Source organism: Alkalibacillus haloalkaliphilus (assembly GCF_007991275.1).
GTDB classification, from domain to species: domain Bacteria; phylum Bacillota; class Bacilli; order Bacillales; family Alkalibacillaceae; genus Alkalibacillus; species Alkalibacillus haloalkaliphilus.
Genome location: NZ_BJYA01000015.1, coordinates 74,629 through 97,026, shown reverse-complemented (window position 1 = coordinate 97,026; position 22,398 = coordinate 74,629). Strand labels below are relative to the sequence as shown.

The following is a 22,398-nucleotide window of genomic DNA, read 5'->3' as shown; positions in this document are numbered from 1 at the left end:
GTAAAAGAGGTTGAGACTAAGGGTTTTGGAGTGTAATGAAACACGAACAAATTGGCCAATCAGCCTAGTTTAGCAGTCACTTAGCGGAATCAAAATGCGTAGACTCCTGTGGGAGCAAAGGCCAGGGTGAGACCCTGGGATGCACCTGCGTCTTCTAGCTAAGCTTTGAAGCAGGCTTCCTCGGTGCAAAGCACAAGGAAGTTACTCGAAGTTGTAGCTTGGCTCACAGCCGCCCCTGCAAAGAAAACACTGCGACAAGCGACCGTAGGAAGCTTGAGCAGATGTTGCACTTGTGCCCTGTGGGTAAAAGCGAAGCATTTTGATGGAGCGGAGCTAAAAAGATAAACCCGAACGAAGTCAAAAGTGATTTCGTTCGGGTTTTTTGTATTAACAATTATTTCTGTCCCAACCTTTTTTTTCGAGTCACTTCTTCACTGTATTTAAAATAGCGTTCGCAGTTTCTTCAACAGCCTTTGTAGAAACATCGATTGTTTTACAACCAATTTTGTCTACTACTTTGTTGAAATAATCGATTTCCTCTTTAATTCGTTCAGTTTGTGCATAATTTGCTGATCCATCTAGCCCTAATGATTTTAAACGTTCAGTTCGTATATGATTCAGCTTTTCTGAACTGATATTTAAACCGATACACTTATTCGGGTGTACTTGGAATAACTCTTCCGGTGGTTCTACTTCTGGAACTATAGGTACATTTGCGACCTTCAACTTCTTATGAGCAAGGAATTGTGAAAGTGGCGTTTTAGATGTACGTGATACACCAATTAATACTAAATCAGCTTTTAAGATTCCTTTTGCATCTCGACCATCGTCGTATTTAACAGCAAATTCAATTGCTTCAATTCTTTTATAATAATCTTCATCCAATTTGTGAACTAAACCAGGTTTTAAAACAGGATCTTGACCAAGATAGTTTGTTATATTTTCGATTAACGGTCCTAATAAATCTAATGCCACTATCCCTAATTCAGCAGATAACGTTTCTATCCTTTGCCGATACTCTGGTTTAACTAACGTATACGCTAATAAACTGTTATTTTCTTTAGCCGTATAAACTGCTTCCTCTAATGTTTCGAAATCGTCTACATACGGAACTCTTTGTATTTGTACATTAGAGTCAACGAATTGGCTTAATGCTGCTTTTACCATTAACTCAGCTGTTTCACCAACAGAATCTGAAATGATGTAAAAAGTTTGTGGGTGCATAATAAATCCCCCTTTTAAACGTCTTCATTTTTGACTAGTTCTACGAAGGCTTTCGTTATATTCGTTTTCGTTAATCGTCCAATGACTTCTAACCCTTTATCACTCTCTTGAACAACAGGGAGTGCATCAATTTGGTTTTCAATCAACTTAATACTTGCATCAATTAGCAAGTCATCTTTTTGACATATTTTAATTTTTGGTAATCGAGTCATTATAATATGTACCGGTACTTCCGTTAAGTCTTGTTGCCCCATACTTGTTCTTAATAAGTCTTTACGTGACAGCACTCCAACTAAAATACCATGTTGGTCCACGACGAACAGAGTACCTACATCTTCTAAAAACATCGTAGTAATTGCGTCATATGCATTTGCTTGATCATTTACAACAACGGGTACCGAATGATAATCCCTAACTGATAACTTTTTAATTTTATCAGTCAGCAGTTCACTACCTGTTTTACCTGTATAAAAATAACCAACCCTTGGCCTTGCATCTAAAAATCCAGCCATAGTTAAAATCGCTAAGTCTGGCCTTAATGTCGCTCTAGTTAAATTTAATTCATCTGCTATTTTTTCTCCCGTGATCGGTCCATGTTCTTTGACAATTTCTAAAATTTGCTCTTGACGGTGAGTCAAGTCCATTGCCTTTCACCACCTTTAATAACGTCATACTTATCGCATTTATTATATACTATTTAGGTGATTTTTGAAAATATAGAATGTCTTTTTTCATTAATTAGTCACACTATCTAATAGCAATTCCCACTAAAATAGGTGGAGTTGGTCTAAAAAACGTTTAGATTTAATCATCATGCCACCGTAATAATCATAGTAAAGCTCTAATATTTGCTTTATAGTATTTAACGTATCATCTTTAATCGAGACGTCTTTAATTTTAGTTAGGCTTTTATTGCTCATCAATCTTAACACATGGTAAACATTTGGTGAAAGGACGAATACATCTGATGCTCGGTGGCGACATTGTTCACAAACTACGCCACCTTCTGAGACTGAAAATCCAGCAATCGGATCATTGACATGACCATTAACACATTGGTTCACGACTGGTGCAAAACCACCAACATGATATAATTTAAGTTCATACATTAAAGAAATGGCTAACTCTGGGACGTCTTCTTCCATTCTTTCAAAGCTCTCTAGAAGCTCTCTAAACAACGGACGGTTTCGTTCACGTTCTGTTAGTATTTTTGTCGTAAGTTCCCCCATATATGTAGCATAAGCCGTTTTAAATATATCCTCTCTAATATGTCTCATACTTTGAATTGTCTCACCTTGATGTATTGTCCCTAACCCTCTACCGGTATAAACAACATATTGACCATATATAAATGGCTGCGTAACCGCAGCCATTCGACTTTTAGACTTTTTGGCACCTTTTGCAACAGCACTAAGCATGCCATATTCTTCAGTTAAGAGCGTTACAATTTTATTTGTTTCACCATAATCTTGGGTTCTTAATATAATTCCATTTATTTGGTCCATTGCCCCTCACCACTTTCGTTTACTTATGTTTTGGGGTTTAAGGTCGTGAATCGCTCTTCCTTATGATTTTCCTTTAGATCCTCTACCTGTTTCATTAATAAATATGCTTCAACATTACCTGTCTTCTCAAATACTTTCCATGGAATGTTAAACATCATATTCTCCACCTTTCAGCTTTATTTTAACTGAAAAACCTTAATCTTATTTTCACCTAAATGAAACAGTTCATAAGTTTAAATAATTACCATTTTAAAATACTTGCATTTCTAGTAGTCATCCTCTTTGTAACCATAATCGCGCAGGTGAAAGGCCCGATTACGCCAATCCTTTTGTACTTTTACCCATAACTCTAAAAAGACCCCTGATCCTAATAAAGCTTCTATATCCTCTCTGGCTTCGGAACCGACTTGCTTTAACATTTTTCCTTGTTTGCCTATAATAATCCCTTTTTGAGAATTACGTTCCACAATTATTGTCGCTTGAACATCTATTATATCTTTATCATCTCGAGATCGAATTGAATCGATGACAACAGCGATCGAATGTGGAATTTCTTCATGTGTATGGTGTAGCACTTTCTCTCTAACTAATTCACTAATTATAAAGCGCTCTGGGTGATCGGTAATTTGATCTTCTGGATAGTATTGCGGCCCTTCAGGTAGTTTCTCAGATAGTACACTTAAAAGGCTGTCTGTATTGTTACCTTCAAGTGCAGAGATTGGAACAATGTCATTGAAGTCCATCTTTTCACGATAAGTATCAATGATTGGTAATAGTTCATCAGGATGAACTTGATCAATCTTATTAATGACTAATACAACTGGATTTTTTACGTCTTTTAATTTTTCAATGATAAATTCTTCGCCTTTTCCATACCCCTCATCAGCGTTAACCATGAACATAATAACATCGACTTCATTTAATGTGTTAATTGCTGATCTATTCATAAAGTCTCCTAGTCGATGCTTAGGTTTATGAATACCTGGTGTATCTATAAATATGAATTGTGCATCATCAGTTGTGAGTACACCTTGAATTTTGTTACGAGTTGTTTGTGGTTTATCACTCATAATCGCGATTTTTTCTCCAATTACTCGATTCATAAACGTTGACTTTCCTACATTTGGTCGTCCAACTATTGCAATAAAACCTGAATGAAACTGTTCTGTCATTTATTTTGCTCTCCTATTCGTTGCTAGTAAGTTTAGTGTACTATAAAAATAATAAAAATTCACATAATCGACAAATGTTTTAGATCTTAATTTAAAAAAGCATGTACAGCCTAAAAATATAAATAAACTCGCACAATGCCTTGCGAGTTTAGATCAAAATTTCTAAAAGCTTGGGTAAGAAAATAATCATACCAACTAAAGCAGCAAATGTAGCTGCTACTAATACAGCAGCAGCACTAATGTCTTTAATTAATTTTGCCGTTTCATGTTTTCCTTCAAATAAAACATCTGTTATTAACTCCACGACTGTATTAATTAGTTCTAAAGCTAATACAAGCCCTATAGCCAATAATACAAATAACCATTCAATTCTTGTTAAACCTAACAGTAGACCTGCAAACAATGTCATGAACATAATAATAAAGTGTATTTTTATATTATGCTCAGTTTTTAGTGCGGCATAAACTCCCGCAATAGCATACTTAAACCCTACCCGATCATTTTTCATTGCGGGTTAGTCCAAACTTTTGTAAAATCTTTTCTTGTTTCTCAAACATAACTTTTTCGTCATCTTCAGATTCATGATCATAACCTAATAAGTGGAGCAAACCATGAACTGCTAAAAAAGCTAACTCCCGATTATTAGAATGACCATACTCATCAGCCTGTTCGAATGCACGGTCTACAGATATAACTATATCACCTAAGTGAAGAGGCAACCCTTCACCAATTACTTCTAATTCATCTTCACCTTGCTCCTCTAATGCAAAAGAAATGACATCAGTTGGGGCGTCTTTTCCACGATAATCACGATTAATACTTTTAATATCTTCATCTGATACAAACGTTACAGACATTTCCGCTTCACTCTCAACTGATTGTTGTTCTGCAGCAAAATGTAAAACATCATTGACGATGCTCAATTGTTCAGTTGATAGATGGTTCGTTTCGTCCACTAAATCGATATTCATGATGAATCCTCCCTGGCAGGTTGACTTTCTTTTAAATCTGGATACTCTATACGTGAATGAAATATACCATTTAGCATATCACAGATTGATTCCTCTATGACTCGTAAATCTTTTAAAGTTAGTTGACTGTCATCTAACTGACCATCTGTTAAACGATCATGGATAATTGCTCTTACGACTTGTCTAATTTCTTCTAGAGTTGGGTTGGACTTTGATCTTACAGCGGCTTCAACAGAATCACAAATGTTAATTACAGCTGACTCTTTAGACTGTGGAATTGGCCCCTTGTATCTAAATTGTCCTTCTCTAACATCTGGGTCTTTCTCTTTTTCTTGATAATAAAAATACTTTAATAACGTTGTCCCATGATGTTGCTCAGTCATATCAATTATCTCATCTGGTAATCCATACTCACGTAAAATAGCCGCTCCTTCGTATGGATGCTTTAATATTATTTCAGCACTTACTTTAGGATCTAGTTCATCATGCGGATTACTTATATTTTGTTGATTTTCAATAAAATAATGCGGTTGAAAAGACTTTCCTATGTCATGATAATAAGCAGCAACTCGAGCTAATAATCCATTTGCACCAATCGCTTCACAAGCCGATTCACTTAAATTCGCTACCATAACGCTGTGATGGTAAGTGCCAGGTGATTCGACTAATATTTGCTTTAATAATGGATGATTAGGATTTGCTAAACTTAACAACTTCGATTCAGTTAACAAGTTTAATCCGGCTTCAAATAAAGGAAAGAGACCTAATATTAAAACGGCTGAAACAAATATTGATAAGACGGCAAACGCAATCGCAATCACTGTATCAATCGAAATAAGATCATCAAAGCTTCTCACTTCAAAAGTGATCACAATCGCAATATGTAAAACTATTAATGGAAGAGACGTCTTAAACAATGAAATACGATCTGTTATGAAGTCGTACAAAAAGATCGCAAACCATTGGGAAAATAAAAAGTAAATAAACACAAAGACAAATTGATTAAAATCACTTGATAACGTAAGTAAGTTTGCACCAATAATAGCCATCAACACCGAAGAGACTAGTGCAAAACGCTCATGAACTAAATAAGTAATTAAAACCGCATGTGCTGCTATAGGTATTAGATAATAAAGCGTTTCTATATTTGGTCCAAAAGCATAAATTGCTCCCATTAACAGTACCATTCCACCACTTAACAAAGTATTGGCTAAAGACATATTCCTTGTCCATTCTTTGTAGTGACTTATCTCTAACGACACTATAACAATCAAAAGAACAGCTATTAAACAAGTGACCATCAATTCATGTTCAGTTGCATGTCCTTGTAAGTAATAGATGAATACAATTGCCATTAGAAATAGAGGAGCAACTAATGCTGTTACTATTACATTAAAATTAGAACTTTTAGAGGACGAGTGTTGTGTCCGTTTGCGATTCCCCATACCTTTATTCCCCAGTACTAAATAATTTACTCTTCGTAAGCATCAATAATACGTTGTACTAATGGGTGTCTTACAACATCAGATCCCTTAAGGTAATTAAATGATATACCTCTTACTCCGCCTAACTTCTCTTCAGTCACTTTAAGGCCTGATTTTACACCTTTAGGTAAATCTATTTGTGTTATATCACCTGTAACAACCATTTTTGACCCAAAACCTAATCTTGTTAAGAACATCTTAATTTGTTCTGGTGTAGTATTTTGCGCTTCATCTAAGATCACAAAAGCATCATCTAATGTTCGACCACGCATATACGCTAATGGTGCAATCTCTATTGTACCTCGCTCCATTAATCTTGCAGTATGTTCAGTACCAATCACATCATGTAAGGCGTCATAAAGTGGACGTAAATACGGATCTACCTTTTCCTTAAGGTCTCCAGGTAAAAACCCTAAACTTTCACCAGCTTCAACTGCAGGGCGAGTTAAAATTAACCGTTTTACTTCACCATTTCTTAAAGCTTTCGCTGCCATTACTACAGCCAAATATGTTTTACCAGTTCCAGCAGGTCCGACTCCGAACACTAAGTCATTTGCTTTAATTGCAGCAACATAATCTCGTTGTCCTAAAGTTTTGACTCTTATCGGCTTACCATTTTGGTTTTTCGTAATCTCATCTTCAAACAAAGTCTCAAACTGTTCTAATTTATCTGTTCTAGCTAACTCAATACCATATACAATATCGCGTTCAGTAACCGTAATACCTTTTTTGATTACTTTCAATACTTTTTGTAGTAGTTCATGGACTAGCTCAATATCTTCTTGTTTACCTTCTATTTTAATTTGTCCACCACGTGTAATAATTTTAACGGGCAAAAATTCTTCAATTTGTCTAATGTGACGATCATTTGTTCCAAACAAGTTTAACGTATCATTATGATCTTCAAGATGTAAATTAATTGTTTGCTTTCCTGCTTGCATAAATCAATCTCCTTGGTCGATTATTTGTTCTTCAGTAATATCTTCTAAAACTTTAACAAACATTTCTAATTTAACTTTATCACTGTACCTATCCTCGTGCAAAACTTTTTGATATGTGACGTCAACAGATTGACCGAGTTGCCTTTTTAGCTGCTCTTCTACAGCTTGGTTAATATGATTATCTAGGTCTACTTCGCTAACCGCTTCTTCTTCAGTATAAAAATAATGTTCATGGAAGCTAATAGGTAACTCCCAATTCAGAAAATAAATTGGACGGTCTTGTGACAATAGTAATCGACGGTCTCCAGCCCCTCTTGGCATCCATTCAAATGAATTAAATAGTGATACAGAATAACGTTTTGTTGCATCAGGAGTTAAAGCGAGTAAGTATTGGGAGAAATCTACTTCCACATTTACTTCATACCATACTTCAGCGATAACTTCACCTTCAGCATATGTTAGTACTTCGCCATCCTCATCTAATTCTCCTGTAACTAATAGATCACCTTTTTCGACAAAATCATTAATTTGAACGACTGGTCGTCCATTAACAATAAACATCGATTCAACTGTACCAGCTTTACTCGCCACTAAATTAGTTGGATCACGATTAACATTTTGCTCCATCGTTTCTGATTCTTCAATTAAGATATTATAAGAACTGCCACTTTTGCTAATTCCAACATACGAAACCTCATCTATACTATTCATGATTTCTCTTTCGATTGTACTAATGTCCTCCATATTTTGAACCCAATTGCCTTCTTTTAATCCTAATGTATCTAACAACTGGTTAACTTCATAACGAGTCTCTGGACTTCCACCTTCCACTGTAATGTTCCAAACAACATTTGATAACAATAAAATAAATAAAAACGACAAAACAACACCAATTAGAGGTGGCAACCATTTCTTACGTTTACTATACATTGTTGGTATACCTAAACGGTTATTAAATTTTATTTTACACCCGTAATGTTTTCTCTTCGCTTTCAAGTAAGGTATTGCTAAATAATCAACATTCATCTTGACTGTTTGTTCATCTATCCTCTTAATCTGTTCGATCTTAACTCCATCTTCAATCAAATTATTAAGATATGATTCAACTTGTCCACCTTTTACAACAACTTCAACAATTCCCCGATAAGACAATCTTTTAATCGAAAGCTCCCCCTCTCTTATGTACTACTCTCCCAACTAACATGATCAATTACACCTTCAATTACGATCTCTTCTGCAAGTAGATTTTTAATGACGAGTTGTTTGCCTTGAATGATTATTTTCCCTTGATCTTGCTTCACTGTAATTGTTGTTTCATTAAAACTTAATAACCCTTTATGGTTTTCAATATATAAATGTATGTTGCCAATCATTGTCACTCGTGGGTAATCATATATAACGTCTTTCGGTAACATTCCATAGTTAGTTAACCAACGACTAAATTTACTTGGGATGTACTTCATTTATTTACCCCCTATCAAGAACAATGTATGAAAAAAACACAGGATGTATACTACATCCTGTGTTTAAAAAAGAAATTATATTGTTCGTTGTTTTTTCGATTTTGGTTTACCAAGTACCTCTGCCATAATTACGCTTTCGACAATCCTTTTACGCGTAATATTTTGGTGAACAGAAACTCTAGAAATTGACGATCGATCATCTTCTGCTATAGATCCACTCTTGATCATATCCATGCCGCCTATGGCTTCGCTTTGGATAGAATCTTGGTTTTCATTTGCAACTTCTTCAAGACGATCTTTTGAATCTTGCATTGCTTCATACCAGCTAGAAGCTTTCTCTGAAATTTCATCCATCTTTTCTTGAGACTTCTCTTGAACGGTTTCTTTAGCTTGTTCACGTTGCTCACGATTAGGAACCTGTGGTCTTTGATCACCAAAAACTGGTCGTTCACGTCGGTTTTCTTGTTTTTGTTCTCTTTGGAAAATACTAAGTAAACCGACAAGTAAAGCAATGATTATAAATATGTTACCTACTATTACATCAATCATAATAATCAGCTCTCCTTAGTAGGTAGATTATTTCCTATCCTCATGTTCATCATTCTCATGCTTACTTAGTTTACCAATCATTTCACGCATATCAGTGTCTGCTAATACGTTTTTATAATTAACGTAGTCCATAACACCCATGTTACCATTGCGTAGTGCTTCAGCTAATGCCTGCGGTACTTGAGCTTCTGCTTCAACTACTTTAGCCTGCATTTCTTGTACTTTTGCAATATTCTCTTGTTCGCGTGCAACCGCCATCGCACGGCGCTCTTCGGCTTTCGCTTGCGCAATGTTCTTATCCGCTTCAGCTTGATCTGTCTGTAGGATTGCACCGATGTTCTTACCGATATCGATATCCGCAATATCAATTGATAAGATTTCGAATGCAGTTCCCGCATCTAAACCTTTTGATAATACGTTTTGAGAAATAGTATCTGGATTTTCTAACACTTTGTTATGACTTTCTGATGAACCGATTGTACTTACAATACCTTCACCAACACGTGCGATTACAGTATCTTCACCTGCACCACCAACTAGTCGGTCGATATTAGCGCGAACTGTAATACGTGCTTTTGCTTTAACTTCAATACCATCCATCGCTACACCAGCAATAAATGGTGTTTCAATTACTTTCGGGTTAACACTCATTTGAACAGCTTCTAATACGTCACGACCTGCTAAGTCAATCGCAGCACAACGCTCGAAACTTAATTCAATGTTTGCACGCTGAGCAGCAATTAAAGCATTTACAACGCGGTCAACATTACCACCTGCTAAGTAGTGGCTTTCTAATTGGTTTGTATTAACGGCTAACCCTGCTTTATGTGCTTTAATTAACGGGTTAATAACCATTTTCGGTACAACTCGACGTAAACGCATACCTACTAATGTAAAGATACTAATACGTACACCAGCAGCCAAGGCACTAATCCATAGCATAACTGGCACGAATGTGAATAGGATTGCTATACCAATTACTAATACAGCAACAATTATAAGTGGAAACAGATCTGTTAATTCCATATTTATTCCTCCTAATTTTCTTCTTCTTTATTAATCAATTCTCGAACGACAATCCGAGAACCTTCTACCTTCACAACCTTAACTGGGTGATTCCGGTCTATAAAACCGCCTTCTGACACAACATCTAATCTCTCATCACCAAATAGTGCAGTTCCCGATGGTCTTAAGAAAGTTAGCGCTTGACCTTCCATCCCTACTAGCTCACGGCGGTTTTCATTCGATACATAACCTAACTCATTACTCGTTTGGTCTTTTAGTACTAAATATTTAAATAAACCACGGTTTGTATCTAATTTCTTAAATAGGAAAAACGCCAATACAAAAGCTAGCAGTAGTGAAATGCCAATACTTAATGCCATATGTCCCATGTCTGCACCAGACACAAGCATAGCTCCTAATATGGCTCCACCACCAATTATACCAAAAACACCACTTGGGAAGAATATTTCGAGTATAATGAGCACTAAGCCTGTAAGCAATAAGATCATTGCTTCATGCCCAGCAAAACCTGCAATTAAATGTCCATAAAAGAAAAGAATTAATGACGATACTCCCATAATACCAGGAATTCCAAAACCTGGCGAGTATAATTCAACAATTAGTCCTATACTTGCAATGGATAATAAGATCGGTATTACAATTGGACTTGTGACAAACCTTGCAATATTTTCAGATAGTGTAGGTTGTGTCTCGACTACATGTGCATTCTCATATCCAAGGTGCTCCAACACTTCATCTCTAGTATTAACGACACCTTCAGCATAACCAACCTCATAAGCTTGGTTCGGCGACAAAGTTAAAAACTCGCCTGGACCAGCATTGTACTCACTAAGGTCAATACTGTCATCTGCCATTGCTCGAGCGTATATCGGGTCTCGGTCATTTCTTTCAGCAGCAGCTACCATTGCAGATACCCAAGCAGATTGTGCTTTTGAATCAGCTGCAGACCCATCTCCAGTTACAACACCTGATGCCCCCATCGTTCCGTTCGTATTCATATAAATGTCATCAGCCATCAGTGATATGTATGAACCCGCTGATAAAGCTTGGCTTTTCACATAGGCAGTTGTTGGAACATTGACTGCTGATAATAGCCCTGCTATTTCGTTAGCTGAATCAACTCGACCACCTGGAGTATCGACTTCAAATATAATGTGATCAGCAAAGTTTTCTTCCGCTTCTTGAATACTTCGATCCATAAATGCTGCTAACCCTCGTTCAACCTCTTCTTCTACAGGAACGATATAGACAAGTGGAGCTGACGGATCATTTTCTGCATCAATTGGTTGTTGATTTAACCATATAAATGACAAAGCAAAGATCACAACAAGATAGACAATTCTTTTCAACTTTTGTAACCTCCCTTCACCTTGAATAGTTATACTATTCTTACATTAAATATAATCAAAAAATAAGTGCTAAGCAAACCAATGACATCTGTATATGAATACGTATATACGATGTGAACATTGAAATGCAAAGCACCTATCTTCCTCTACCTTATTGCAATTGCCTCAATACAAATTGGTTTACTTTTGAGCCGTCTGCTTTACCTTTAACCTTTGGCATAACAGCACTCATCACTTGCCCCATTTGTTGTTTTGACGTAGCACCAACTTCTTGAATTGTTTCTTCAATAATTTGATGCAACTCTTCGTCTGATAACTGCTTAGGTAAATATGTTTCAATAAGAGCTAATTCCTGCTCCGTTTTCTTAACTAAATCTTCACGACTAGCATCCTTGAACTCTTGGAGGGAGTCTTTCCTTTGCTTAACTTCACGAGTTAGAACTTGTAGCTCATCCTCTTCAGAGAGCTCTTCGTTCTTACTAATAGCTTCATTTTGCAATGAAGATTTAATCGCACGAATGACTGTAAGCTTTTGTTTTTCCTTGTTTCTCATAGCTTGTTTCATATCTTCGTTCAAACGATCAAGCAAAGACATTAAAAACTACACCTCTTTTTACTTTTTACGCTTTCTTGCAGCTTCTGACTTCTTCTTACGACGTTCGCTCGGCTTTTCATAAAATTCACGCTTACGATACTCTGATAGCGTGCCGCTCTTTGAAACCGAACGTCTAAAGCGTCGAAGAGCATCCTCAATAGACTCATTCTTTCTAACGCGAGTTGAATTTGACATGCTCTACCCTCCCTCCAAATAAAACGCATAAATCAAATGTGCTATAACACATCTTTGCTTATTATATTAAACATTTGGCAATTGGTCAATGTTTTACGCATGACTTGTCCGTAATAACATATGATGAATTGAGGTGTTCATTATGTATTCACTTACTTTATTAATTTTTGTCTTCATTGCAATATTTATTTTTGGAATCGTTTTAATGCGAATTGGATTTCAAACTTTAACATATACGCATCTAAAACAATTCACACCTAAACTTTCTCCATTAAATGGCTTGTTAGCAGGTTTATTGATTACAGCCTTACTTCAAAGTAGCTCTGCTTCAATTGCACTTTTAATTACGTTTATGGCATCAATGAGAAGGTCTTTAAAATTTGCAATATGTTATTTAATTGGTGCTAACATAGGGACAACCTTTACCGTGCAACTATTTGTATGGAACAATTTGGATCTTATGTGGTTCTGCTTGATCGTTGGTGTACTTTTAATTTTAATCCCTTTACAACACTACTTGTGGTTTTCAGCTGGTGTTATATCTTTCGGTTTAGGTATAATTTTCACTGCATTATATGGGTTAGAAAATTTAGCTAGCGTTATTCCTACGCAACATATCGAACAATTAATCGGTGTTGAGCAACAATCAACGTTTCACCTTATGCTGTTAGGATTTATGTTAACAACGGTCATACAATCTTCGACCACTGTTACTGGAATTTTAATGAGTTTTTCAACTGATGGGTTAATTCCACTTTCTCATATTTACTACTTACTTTTAGGTATCAATATAGGGACATGTATTACCATTCTAATCGTGTCGATCAGCCAACCTTTCTACGCAAAAATTACAGCCTATGCACACATATGGATTAATGTACTAGGTGCAATAATCGCATTACCTGCTATCTTTAGAGACCCATTAATACAAATTACGACGTGGTTAACGTCAAACCCTGAACAGCAAATTGTCTTTATTTCGATTTTATATAACGTTGTAACAGGCGTTATTTTCTTACTTCTTTTATCACCATTTTGTAGGTTTATTACGTTTATTCATAAGGATAAGAGTGATTTAAGGACCTAAAAAAAGCTGTTCCAAATAGTCGAATTGACTTTTTGGAACAGCTTTAATTAATATATTTTAGTAATCAGATGTTGAAGTTTCACCATTTACAATTTGCACTCCAGAAGAAGCACCAATTCGTGTTGCACCTGCGTCAATCATAGCATTTGCATCATCTAGGTCCTTCACTCCACCTGAAGCTTTTACACCCATCTCAGGGCCAACAGTTAAACGCATTAAACGAATATCTTCTACTGTTGCACCGCCGCCTGAGAAGCCTGTTGAAGTTTTAACAAAGTCAGCACCAGCTTTTTTGGCAATTTCACATGCTTTAACTTTCTCATCTTGAGTTAATAATGATGTTTCAATAATCACTTTAACGAGTGCTTTGTTTTCAGCTTCCGTTACAACGACTTTAATGTCTCTTTCAACTTCTTCATATTGACCATCTTTTAATGAACCGATGTTAATTACCATATCGATTTCTGTTGCACCATTTTCGATTGCTTGCTTCGTTTCAAAAGCTTTCGTTTCTGGTGTTGTAGCTCCTAATGGAAAACCGATCACTGTACATACTTTAACATCAGATTCTTTTAATAATTCATAGCAGTGAGCAACCCATGTTGGATTAACACATACTGAAGCAAAACTATTATCTTTTGCTTCCTGACAAATTTTATTAATTTTTTCAGTTTGAGTTTCTGGTTTTAGTTGTGTGTGATCAATCATGCTAGCTAAATTTTGTCCCATTGTTATCTCTCCTTATGTTTAAGCCAGTTATTAAAATATACTAAACCGCTTGATGGCTTGATTCATCTGTCATGGCACGAACAAACTGCCCTTCATTATAAGGATAGCCCGGTTTAGTAATCTTAACTCTTACAATTTGACCTACTAATTCTGGTGGACATTCGAACACAACTTTTAAATAGTTGTCTGAGTAACCTTCATAAAGCCCACTATTAGGATCTTTTTTATACGGTTCTTCAGGAATGACTTCTAATACTTCACCTTCATAAAGTGATGCATATTCTTTCGCTTGTTGGTCTGAAAGTTCGATTAATCGATGGACACGATTACTTTTCGTTTCATCATCAATTTGGTCTTTCATACGTGCTGCAGGCGTCCCTGTTCTCATTGAGTAAGGAAATACGTGAAGTTCTGAGAAACCAATCTCTTGCACAGAACGGTACGTTTCCATAAACTCTTCTTCAGTTTCTCCTGGGAAACCAACAATGACATCAGATGTAATTGCTAAGCCTGGTAACGCTTGTTTTACCTTTTCAATACGACTGTGGTAAAACTCCATCGTATATTTACGACGCATTCTCTTTAATACAGTATCTGATCCTGCCTGCATAGGAATGTGCAAGTGTCTAACAATTTTATCAGATTGATCTAATACTTCTATTACTTCATCAGTGATCTGACTAGCTTCGATAGATGAGATTCTAATACGTTTTAAACCTACTACCTTTTCGTCTAAATCACGAAGTAATGCTGCTAAGTTATAGTCTTTTAAATCTTCACCATAACCACCTGTATGAATTCCTGTTAAGACGATTTCCTTGTAACCGGCATCAACAAGTTGTTGTGCTTGATTAACGACATCTTCAGGCGGTCTAGAGCGCATTAGCCCTCTTGCCCACGGAATTATACAAAACGTACAGAAGTTATTGCACCCTTCTTGTATTTTAAGTGATGCTCTCGTACGGTCAGTAAATGATGGAACGTCCATTTCTTCAAATGAACGTGTCTTCATAATGTTACTAACCCCATTAATAGGTTCTCTTTCCTTTTTATATCGCTCTATGTACTCAAGCATTTTGCGGCGGTCTTGTGTACCTACAACAATATCCACACCTGGGATCTCCATAATCTCATCAGGAGAAGTTTGGGCATAACAACCTGTTACACAAATGACAGCGTCAGGGTTCTTTCTAATAGCACGACGGATGACTTGGCGACTTTTCTTATCACCAGTATTCGTTACTGTACACGTATTAATAACATAAACGTCTGAGCTTTGATTAAAATCAACACGTTCATAATCATGTTCTTTAAAGAAATGCCAAATCGCTTCTGTTTCATAATGGTTTACTTTACAGCCTAAAGTATGAAATGCAACTGTCGTCACACTCTCACCTCCATTCTTCTAGATAAAAGGATAAAATCGATAAAACGTACATAGGAGCTGTTTCAGTTCGTAAAATTCTCGGACCTAAACGAATTGGGACAGCTTGTTTTAATATAGAGTCTTGTAATTCTGCTTCGGAAATACCACCTTCTGGACCGATCATAACAAGTATACGGTCATTAGCTTCAATTCCTGCTAGCAGTTCAGAGAAAGACTCAGTAGCGTGATTTTCTCCTTTTGCTTCATATTCACTAGCAATTAATATTTTATCAAAAGTTTCTCGATTGAGAAGTGATTGGACCGTTTCTAAATTAGTAATAGTTGGTACAGATTGTCTATGAGATTGTTCACTTGCTTCTTTTGCAATTTTTTTAAGTCGTTGCAGTTTCTTTTTTGATTTTTTATCATCCCATTTTACAATAGAACGATCCATCTTTAACGGAACAAACTCTCTTATGCCGAGTTCAGTTGCCTTTTGAACAATGAGATCTAACTTATCACCTTTAGGCAAACCTTGAGCTAACGTTACATGAACAGGTAGTTCTTTATTTTCATCAAGTTGTTCAATTATACGACATTTAACGGTCTGTTCATCAGTATTAATCTCTGCAACTTCAACGAGATAACTTTGCTCAGAAGGGTGACAACAAATAAAGTGACTGCCTGATTTTTTTCTCATAACATTAACAACGTGATGAAAATCTTCATCTAAAATTAAAACTTCTTTGTCTTCTAGATTCCATAAGTCTTCCGATATAAAGTACCTTTGCATGTTAATCCCTCATTACTCAGGCTTCTGTGCGATGATCGAAATCCAATCTTCCATTTGGTTTACTTCTAGTATGTTAAAACCTTTGTCTTCTAAATCATTTCTAACTAATTCTTTTTTGCCTTTAATGATTCCCGAAGTAATAAAATAACCACCTGGCTTCACTAAGTTATAAGCTTCACCAGTAGTTTGTACGATTATCTCAGCTAATATATTTGAAACAATTACATCAGCTTGTTCTGTAATCCCAACTAACAAATCGTTTTGTTCTGAAGTTACAAGTTCTTGTACTTTGTTTAACTTTACATTAATTGTAGTACTTTTAACTGCAACTTCATCTAAGTCATATGCTCGAACACCGCTAGCGCCAAGTAACGCAGATGCAATAGATAGAACACCTGAGCCTGAGCCAACATCGACCACTTGATCACCAGTTGTTACATATCGCTCTAATGCCTGCAGGCTAAGTACAGTTGTAGGATGTGTACCTGTACCAAAAGCCATACCTGGGTCCAATTCAATAATAATCTCATCACTATTAACCGGCTCATACTCTTCCCATGTTGGTATTATCGTAATCTTTTCAGATATCTTCACAGGTTTATAGTACTTTTTCCAAGCTGTCGCCCACTCTTCTTCATTAACTTCTGAAATAGTAACATTATTTTTCCCGATATCAATATCGAAAGTCACTAAATTATTAATAGCTTCTTTTATTTCTTCAACTGTTTCACCTAAAAAACTATTAACTGGTAAATATGCTTTAATATAAACCCCTTCTTCTGGGTAACTGCTTGGGTCTAAGTCATATATCGTTCCGTACAATGTTGAACGCTCTTGAAATAAATCTTGGCGATCTTCTATAACGACACCACTAGCACCTGATTCATGTAAAATATTCGACACCGGTTCTACTGCTTCAGTAGCCGTATGAATTTTTATTTCAGACCATTTCACGTACCATCACTCACTTCAATAAATTATTCACCTTTAAATGCACGTTTAAATCGTTTAAATAAATTATCTTGTTGTTCATCTAAAGAGTCTTCACCACTTTGTTCATGGAATTCTCTCAGTAATTCTTTTTGTTTATCACTTAAGTTTTTAGGCACCATTACTTTAACTAAAATATGTTGGTCACCTTGACCGTAACCATGAACATTTGGCGCACCTTTACCTTTTAACCTAAAGTGTGTACCTGTTTGTGTTCCAGCTGGTATTTTTAATTTAACACGTCCGTGTACAGTTGGAACTTCAAGTTCATCACCTAGAGCAGCTTGTGTAAAGGTAATTGGAATTTCACACAAAATGTCGTCTCCATCACGTTCAAAGAACTCATGTCGCTTAACACGTACAACGACAAATAGATCCCCTGGAGGACCTCCATTCTCACCTGGACCACCTTGACCAGAAACTCTAATTTGCTGGCCATCTTCTATACCACCAGGAATTCGAATATCAATCTGCTTGCGTCGTTTCACATTTCCTGCTCCACCACATGTAGAACATTTATCTTCTACAAATTGTCCTGTTCCTGAACAATGGTTACAAACTCTTCTATTAACCACACGTCCAAACGGTGTATTTTGTTCAACATTCATTTGACCTGCACCGTTACAATGTGAGCATGTCGTTACGTTAGACCCAGGTTTTGCTCCAGACCCATCACACGTTTCACATGATTCTTCTTTAGGGATCTGAATAGTCGTTTCCTTACCAAATATTGCTTCTTCAAAATCAATTTCCATAGTATATTGAAGATCTTGACCTTGTCTTGGTGCGTTAGGGTCTCTGCGCCCTCCACCACCGAAGAACATATCAAAAATATCACCAAAGTCGCCGAAGCCTTCAGCTCCACCGCCAAATCCTTGGCCTTGCTGTGCCCCTGCGTGACCAAATCGATCATACTGTTGACGCTTTTGATCACTGCTTAGCGTTTCGTAAGCTTCTTTAACCTCTTTAAATTTATCAGCCGCGTTTTCTTCTTCACTAACGTCTGGGTGATATTGTCTTGCTAATTTTCTATAAGCTTTTTTAATTTCGTCTTTTGAGGCATCTTTTGATACACCTAATACCTCATAATAATCTTGTTTACTCAATTGAAGACCACACTCCCGTATCTTCTCGCATAAAATTTATCATAACATTTTTATCATATTAACTGCAATTGTCTACAAATAGTAAAAGCCGTTACAGAACTCATAAAGAAAGCCAAAGTCAAGGGTGAGATATTCTTGACTTTGACTTTGAACTTTAAAACAGTTTAATCACGCTTACTTCTTCTGCTCATCTTCGTTAACTTCTTCATACTCAGCATCGACAACATTGTCATCTTCTGACTGGCCTTCGCCGCCTTCTTGTTCTTGCTGAGCTTGTTGTTGAGCTTGCTCATACATTTTAACTGATAAGTTTTGAACTTCTTGCTCTAAAGCTTCTTTCTTTTCTTTAATTGCATCTAGGTCTTCACCTTCTAATGCAGTTTGAAGTTCTTCTTTAGCAGTTTCTGCTTTTTGCTTTTCTTCTTCAGTGACAGCTTCACCAAGGTCACCCATAGTTTTATCTGTTGTGAAGATTAATTGGTCAGCTTCGTTACGAAGTTCTACTTCTTCACGACGCTTCTTGTCCTCTTCAGCATTTTCTTCAGCTTGCTTAACCATTTCTTCTACTTCTTCTTCTGATAGACCTGAAGAAGACTTAATTGTAATTGATTGCTCTTTATTAGTACCTAAGTCTTTTGCACTAACGTTTACGATACCGTTTGCGTCAATGTCGAACTTAACTTCGATTTGTGGTACTCCACGTGGTGCTGGTGGAATGTCTGTTAGCTGGAAACGGCCTAGCGTTTTGTTGTCCGCTGCCATTTCACGCTCACCTTGTAATACGTGAATATCAACAGATGGCTGGTTATCCGCCGCTGTAGAGAATACTTGTGATTGACTCGTTGGGATCGTTGTATTACGTTCGATTAATTTCGTAGATACGCCACCCATAGTTTCAATACCTAATGATAGTGGTGTTACGTCTAGAAGTACAACGTCTTTAACATCACCTTGTAGTACTCCACCTTGAATTGCAGCACCTAGAGCTACTACTTCATCAGGGTTAACACCTTTTGAAGGGTCTTTTCCGATTTCTTTTTGGATTGCTTCTTGTACTGCTGGAATACGTGTTGATCCACCTACTAGAATTGCTTGATCAATTTCAGATGGTGACATGTCAGCATCTTTAAGAGCGCGACGAGTAGGACCCATTGTACGCTCTACTAGTTCAGAAGCTACTTCTTCAAACTTAGCACGAGTTAAGTTCATTTCTAAGTGAAGTGGACCAGCATCTCCAGCTGTAATGAATGGTAGTGAGATTTGTGTCTGAGCTACACCTGATAAATCTTTCTTAGCTTTCTCAGCTGCTTCTTTTAAGCGCTGTAAAGCCATTTTATCTTGTGATAGGTCAATTCCATTTTCTTTTTTGAATTCTGCAACCATATGATCAATAATCACTTGGTCAAAGTCATCACCACCAAGTTTATTGTCACCTGCAGTCGCAACTACTTCAAATGTTCCTTCACCAATGTCTAAAATAGATACGTCAAATGTACCGCCACCAAGGTCATATACTAGTACTGTTTGATCTTGGTCTTGATCAATACCATATGCTAAAGCAGCTGCAGTTGGTTCGTTAATAATACGCTCAACTTCTAAACCTGCGATCTTACCAGCATCTTTAGTTGCTTGGCGCTCTGAGTCGTTGAAGTAAGCTGGAACTGTAATAACAGCCTTTGTTACTTCTTCGCCTAGGTAATCTTCTGCATATGATTTAATATGTTGTAAAATAATAGCTGAAACTTCTTGTGGTGTATACTCTTTACCTTCAATTTCAACCTTATAGTCTGTACCCATATGACGTTTAACTGATTGAATTGTATTAGGGTTTGTGATTGCTTGGCGTTTAGCCACTTCACCAACCTGACGTTCGCCATTTTTAAATGCTACAACTGATGGTGTTGTACGGTTACCTTCAGGGTTAGGAATAACTTTTGATTCGCCACCCTCCATTACTGCTACACATGAGTTTGTTGTACCTAAGTCAATACCAATGATTTTACTCATAAGTAAGCTCCTCCTTTATATATCCTTTTTATTCGTTTACTTTAACCATAGCTGGTCTAATAACGCGATCTTTTAATTGATAGCCTTTTTGAAGTACTTCAATAACTTGGTTAGATTCATATCCTTCTTCACTAACTTGCATGACAGCTTGGTGTTTTTGTGGATCAAACTGAACACCTTCTGCTTCAACTTCCTCAATTCCATGTTGCTCTAAAGCTTGCCTGAACTGGTTATATACCATTTCTAACCCTTCAGCAAATGAATTCGTGCTTTCATCATTAACTTCTACTTGTAAAGCACGCTCAAAGTTATCAAGAACAGGAATTAAGTCGTTTGCAATGTCTTGAGATTTATACTTTAAGTCAGCCTCTTTCTCTTTCTTTGTACGACGGCGGAAGTTATCAAAATCTGCTTGAAGTCTTGCTAACTTATCTTGCAAAGCTTCTTTCTCTTGCTTAACCTCTTCAATTTCAGAAAGTTGTTCAGCTTCATTGCCTTCAACTTCATCTGCTTGTTGCTCGACCGTCTCATCACTAACAGAGTCTGACTCTTGATTTTCGATATTTTCATCATTTACTACTTCTTCTGTTAAATCTTCATGACCTTTGTTTTGTTCATTCATTACTGTCACCCCCTACTAATACGTTTCTTTCACCAATTGTTAAATATATCATTTTAATTGTTAAAACAAAACCCTGACGCTAAATAAACTTGGCAAATTTGTAGAAATCCGCCAAGTCATTAGCAAAGGTTCACAAACCTAGAAACATTGTTCCCTCATTTTTAATCATTAAACCATCTATAAAGTGATTGGCTCATATGATTAGACCATAAATCTAACAATGACACAGCTTTAGCATATTCCATTCGTGTTGGCCCAAGTAATGCAATGGTACCTATTTGGTTTTCACCTAAAGTATAGGTCGCTGTGATGAGTGTACAATTGTTCATCACTTCCATTTCATTTTCATGACCGATTGAAATTTTCAATCCTTCTTGGTTAGTTTTTAAGATCGGGGCGATTTGGTCTTCGCTCTCCATCACATTAAATAAAGAGCGTGCCTTTTCAATATCATTGAATTCTGGTTGCATTAAAATGTTCGATTTACCACTGACATATAAACTAGTCGTTTGATGATTAAACAAAGCTTTCTGTATTAAGTCATAAGACTTTTGGAAGTTAGAAGTATAACGGTTAATTAAATCAATTACTTCACTTTCAATCATTCGATCTAAATAAATGATTGGTACACCAACTAACTTCTCATTTAATATATTGACAACCTTTTCTAAATCAGAGTGGTCGATCTCTGATGGAACAGCAAAAGAACGGTGTTCCACATGACCAGTATCTGTTACTAAGATTGCAATTGCTGATTGTTTATTAATGGGAACAATTTGCAATTGTTTAAGCTTTGTTTCATACACCTCTGGCCCAAGTACTAACGTAGTATACTGTGTTAGTTCTGATAAGATATGAGCAGAGTTTTGCATGACTTTTTCCATCTCAATCATTCGATCATCAAATTGAGATTGAACTAGACGCACTTCATCATTCGATAATTGTAGTGGCGACATCATATGATCAACATAAAAGCGATATCCCTTTTCTGAAGGAATACGACCTGATGAACTATGCGTCTTCGATAGAAATCCATCATCCTCCAAATCGGCCATGTCATTGCGAATGGTAGCTGGGCTGTATGCTACATCTTCTCTTTTCGCAATGTTTCTGGAACCAATTGGCTGTGCTGTCTCAATAAATTCATCAATAATGACTTTTAAAATCAATGCTTGACGTTCTGTAAGCATATGCATCACCCCTGTTAGCACTCACCTTCAACGA

25 protein-coding genes are annotated in these 22,398 nt (G+C 36.5%); 1 reads left to right on the top strand and 24 read right to left on the bottom strand.

Features of this window, described 5'->3' with window-relative positions; all coding sequences use genetic code 11:
• Positions 1–423: 423 nt before the first annotated feature.
• The 16 genes from AHA02nite_RS11355 to rpsU all read right to left on the bottom strand — a co-directional run bounded on the left by AHA02nite_RS11355 (position 424) and on the right by rpsU (position 12,474).
• Positions 424–1,224: a pyruvate, water dikinase regulatory protein gene (locus AHA02nite_RS11355; protein ID WP_146817393.1), complete on the bottom strand. Its 801-nt coding sequence runs from the start codon at positions 1,222–1,224 to the stop codon at positions 424–426.
• 14 nt (positions 1,225–1,238) lie between these two features.
• Positions 1,239–1,868, bottom strand: a complete 630-nt coding sequence (locus tag AHA02nite_RS11350; RefSeq protein WP_146817391.1) for a helix-turn-helix transcriptional regulator — start codon at positions 1,866–1,868, stop codon at positions 1,239–1,241.
• A gap of 123 nt (positions 1,869–1,991) precedes the next feature.
• Entirely contained in the window at positions 1,992–2,729 is a 738-nt protein-coding gene (gene recO / locus AHA02nite_RS11345; protein WP_146817389.1) for a DNA repair protein RecO, read from the bottom strand.
• Positions 2,730–2,752: 23 nt separating this feature from the next.
• Positions 2,753–2,887 carry a YqzL family protein gene (locus tag AHA02nite_RS11340; RefSeq protein WP_246118851.1) on the bottom strand — a complete coding sequence of 45 codons (135 nt, stop codon included), beginning with the start codon at positions 2,885–2,887 and terminating at the stop codon, positions 2,753–2,755.
• A 108-nt stretch (positions 2,888–2,995) separates the two neighbouring features.
• Positions 2,996–3,901, bottom strand: a complete 906-nt coding sequence (gene era, locus AHA02nite_RS11335; RefSeq protein WP_146817387.1) for a GTPase Era — start codon at positions 3,899–3,901, stop codon at positions 2,996–2,998.
• A 148-nt stretch (positions 3,902–4,049) separates the two neighbouring features.
• Positions 4,050–4,409, bottom strand: coding sequence for a diacylglycerol kinase family protein (locus AHA02nite_RS11330; RefSeq protein ID WP_146817385.1), 360 nt, complete (start codon positions 4,407–4,409; stop codon positions 4,050–4,052).
• A complete protein-coding gene (ybeY, locus tag AHA02nite_RS11325) occupies positions 4,399–4,872 on the bottom strand; it encodes an rRNA maturation RNase YbeY (RefSeq protein ID WP_146817383.1) in 474 nt (157 codons plus the stop codon). The genes AHA02nite_RS11330 and ybeY overlap by 11 nt, the downstream gene beginning before the upstream one ends.
• Positions 4,869–6,317, bottom strand: a complete 1,449-nt coding sequence (locus tag AHA02nite_RS11320) for an HD family phosphohydrolase (protein ID WP_146817381.1) — start codon at positions 6,315–6,317, stop codon at positions 4,869–4,871. Before AHA02nite_RS11320 ends, ybeY begins: the two co-directional genes overlap by 4 nt.
• Before the next feature lie 26 nt (positions 6,318–6,343).
• Entirely contained in the window at positions 6,344–7,297 is a 954-nt protein-coding gene (locus AHA02nite_RS11315; protein ID WP_146817379.1) for a PhoH family protein, read from the bottom strand.
• Between the two features lie 3 nt (positions 7,298–7,300).
• On the bottom strand, positions 7,301–8,449 hold the full coding sequence (locus AHA02nite_RS11310; RefSeq protein WP_170236083.1) for a sporulation protein YqfD: 1,149 nt from the start codon (positions 8,447–8,449) through the stop codon (positions 7,301–7,303).
• A 26-nt stretch (positions 8,450–8,475) separates the two neighbouring features.
• On the bottom strand, positions 8,476–8,760 hold the full coding sequence (yqfC, locus tag AHA02nite_RS11305; RefSeq protein WP_146817375.1) for a sporulation protein YqfC: 285 nt from the start codon (positions 8,758–8,760) through the stop codon (positions 8,476–8,478).
• Between the two features lie 75 nt (positions 8,761–8,835).
• Positions 8,836–9,309, bottom strand: a complete 474-nt coding sequence (locus AHA02nite_RS11300) for a hypothetical protein (protein WP_146817373.1) — start codon at positions 9,307–9,309, stop codon at positions 8,836–8,838.
• A gap of 27 nt (positions 9,310–9,336) precedes the next feature.
• Positions 9,337–10,335, bottom strand: coding sequence for a flotillin-like protein FloA (floA, locus tag AHA02nite_RS11295; RefSeq protein ID WP_146817371.1), 999 nt, complete (start codon positions 10,333–10,335; stop codon positions 9,337–9,339).
• Positions 10,336–10,346: 11 nt separating this feature from the next.
• Positions 10,347–11,684, bottom strand: a complete 1,338-nt coding sequence (locus AHA02nite_RS11290) for an NfeD family protein (protein WP_246118850.1) — start codon at positions 11,682–11,684, stop codon at positions 10,347–10,349.
• Between the two features lie 151 nt (positions 11,685–11,835).
• Complete coding sequence (locus AHA02nite_RS11285; RefSeq protein ID WP_146817369.1) at positions 11,836–12,279, bottom strand: GatB/YqeY domain-containing protein; 444 nt, start codon at positions 12,277–12,279, stop codon at positions 11,836–11,838.
• An 18-nt stretch (positions 12,280–12,297) separates the two neighbouring features.
• Entirely contained in the window at positions 12,298–12,474 is a 177-nt protein-coding gene (gene rpsU / locus AHA02nite_RS11280) for a 30S ribosomal protein S21 (protein WP_017186148.1), read from the bottom strand.
• A 142-nt stretch (positions 12,475–12,616) separates the two neighbouring features.
• Between rpsU and AHA02nite_RS11275 the strand changes: the two genes are divergently transcribed.
• Complete coding sequence (locus AHA02nite_RS11275) at positions 12,617–13,561, top strand: Na/Pi symporter (protein WP_146817367.1); 945 nt, start codon at positions 12,617–12,619, stop codon at positions 13,559–13,561.
• A 57-nt stretch (positions 13,562–13,618) separates the two neighbouring features.
• On the opposite strand, the gene deoC is transcribed toward AHA02nite_RS11275, so the two are convergent.
• The 8 genes from deoC to hrcA form a co-directional block, all read right to left on the bottom strand.
• Entirely contained in the window at positions 13,619–14,290 is a 672-nt protein-coding gene (gene deoC, locus AHA02nite_RS11270) for a deoxyribose-phosphate aldolase (protein ID WP_146817365.1), read from the bottom strand.
• Between the two features lie 40 nt (positions 14,291–14,330).
• Entirely contained in the window at positions 14,331–15,677 is a 1,347-nt protein-coding gene (mtaB, locus tag AHA02nite_RS11265; protein WP_146817363.1) for a tRNA (N(6)-L-threonylcarbamoyladenosine(37)-C(2))-methylthiotransferase MtaB, read from the bottom strand.
• A gap of 4 nt (positions 15,678–15,681) precedes the next feature.
• On the bottom strand, positions 15,682–16,449 hold the full coding sequence (locus AHA02nite_RS11260) for a 16S rRNA (uracil(1498)-N(3))-methyltransferase (RefSeq protein WP_146817361.1): 768 nt from the start codon (positions 16,447–16,449) through the stop codon (positions 15,682–15,684).
• Between the two features lie 12 nt (positions 16,450–16,461).
• The gene (gene prmA / locus AHA02nite_RS11255) at positions 16,462–17,403 is read right to left on the bottom strand and encodes a 50S ribosomal protein L11 methyltransferase (protein ID WP_146817359.1); all 942 of its coding nucleotides are present in this window, start codon (positions 17,401–17,403) and stop codon (positions 16,462–16,464) included.
• A gap of 23 nt (positions 17,404–17,426) precedes the next feature.
• Positions 17,427–18,545 (bottom strand): molecular chaperone DnaJ, encoded by a 1,119-nt coding sequence (gene dnaJ / locus AHA02nite_RS11250; RefSeq protein ID WP_146817357.1) that lies wholly within the window; start codon positions 18,543–18,545, stop codon positions 17,427–17,429.
• Between the two features lie 174 nt (positions 18,546–18,719).
• Positions 18,720–20,552 carry a molecular chaperone DnaK gene (gene dnaK / locus AHA02nite_RS11245; RefSeq protein ID WP_146817355.1) on the bottom strand — a complete coding sequence of 611 codons (1,833 nt, stop codon included), beginning with the start codon at positions 20,550–20,552 and terminating at the stop codon, positions 18,720–18,722.
• Positions 20,553–20,580: 28 nt separating this feature from the next.
• Positions 20,581–21,174 carry a nucleotide exchange factor GrpE gene (grpE, locus tag AHA02nite_RS11240; protein ID WP_146817353.1) on the bottom strand — a complete coding sequence of 198 codons (594 nt, stop codon included), beginning with the start codon at positions 21,172–21,174 and terminating at the stop codon, positions 20,581–20,583.
• A gap of 161 nt (positions 21,175–21,335) precedes the next feature.
• A complete protein-coding gene (gene hrcA / locus AHA02nite_RS11235) occupies positions 21,336–22,364 on the bottom strand; it encodes a heat-inducible transcriptional repressor HrcA (protein WP_146817351.1) in 1,029 nt (342 codons plus the stop codon).
• Positions 22,365–22,398: the final 34 nt, after the last annotated feature.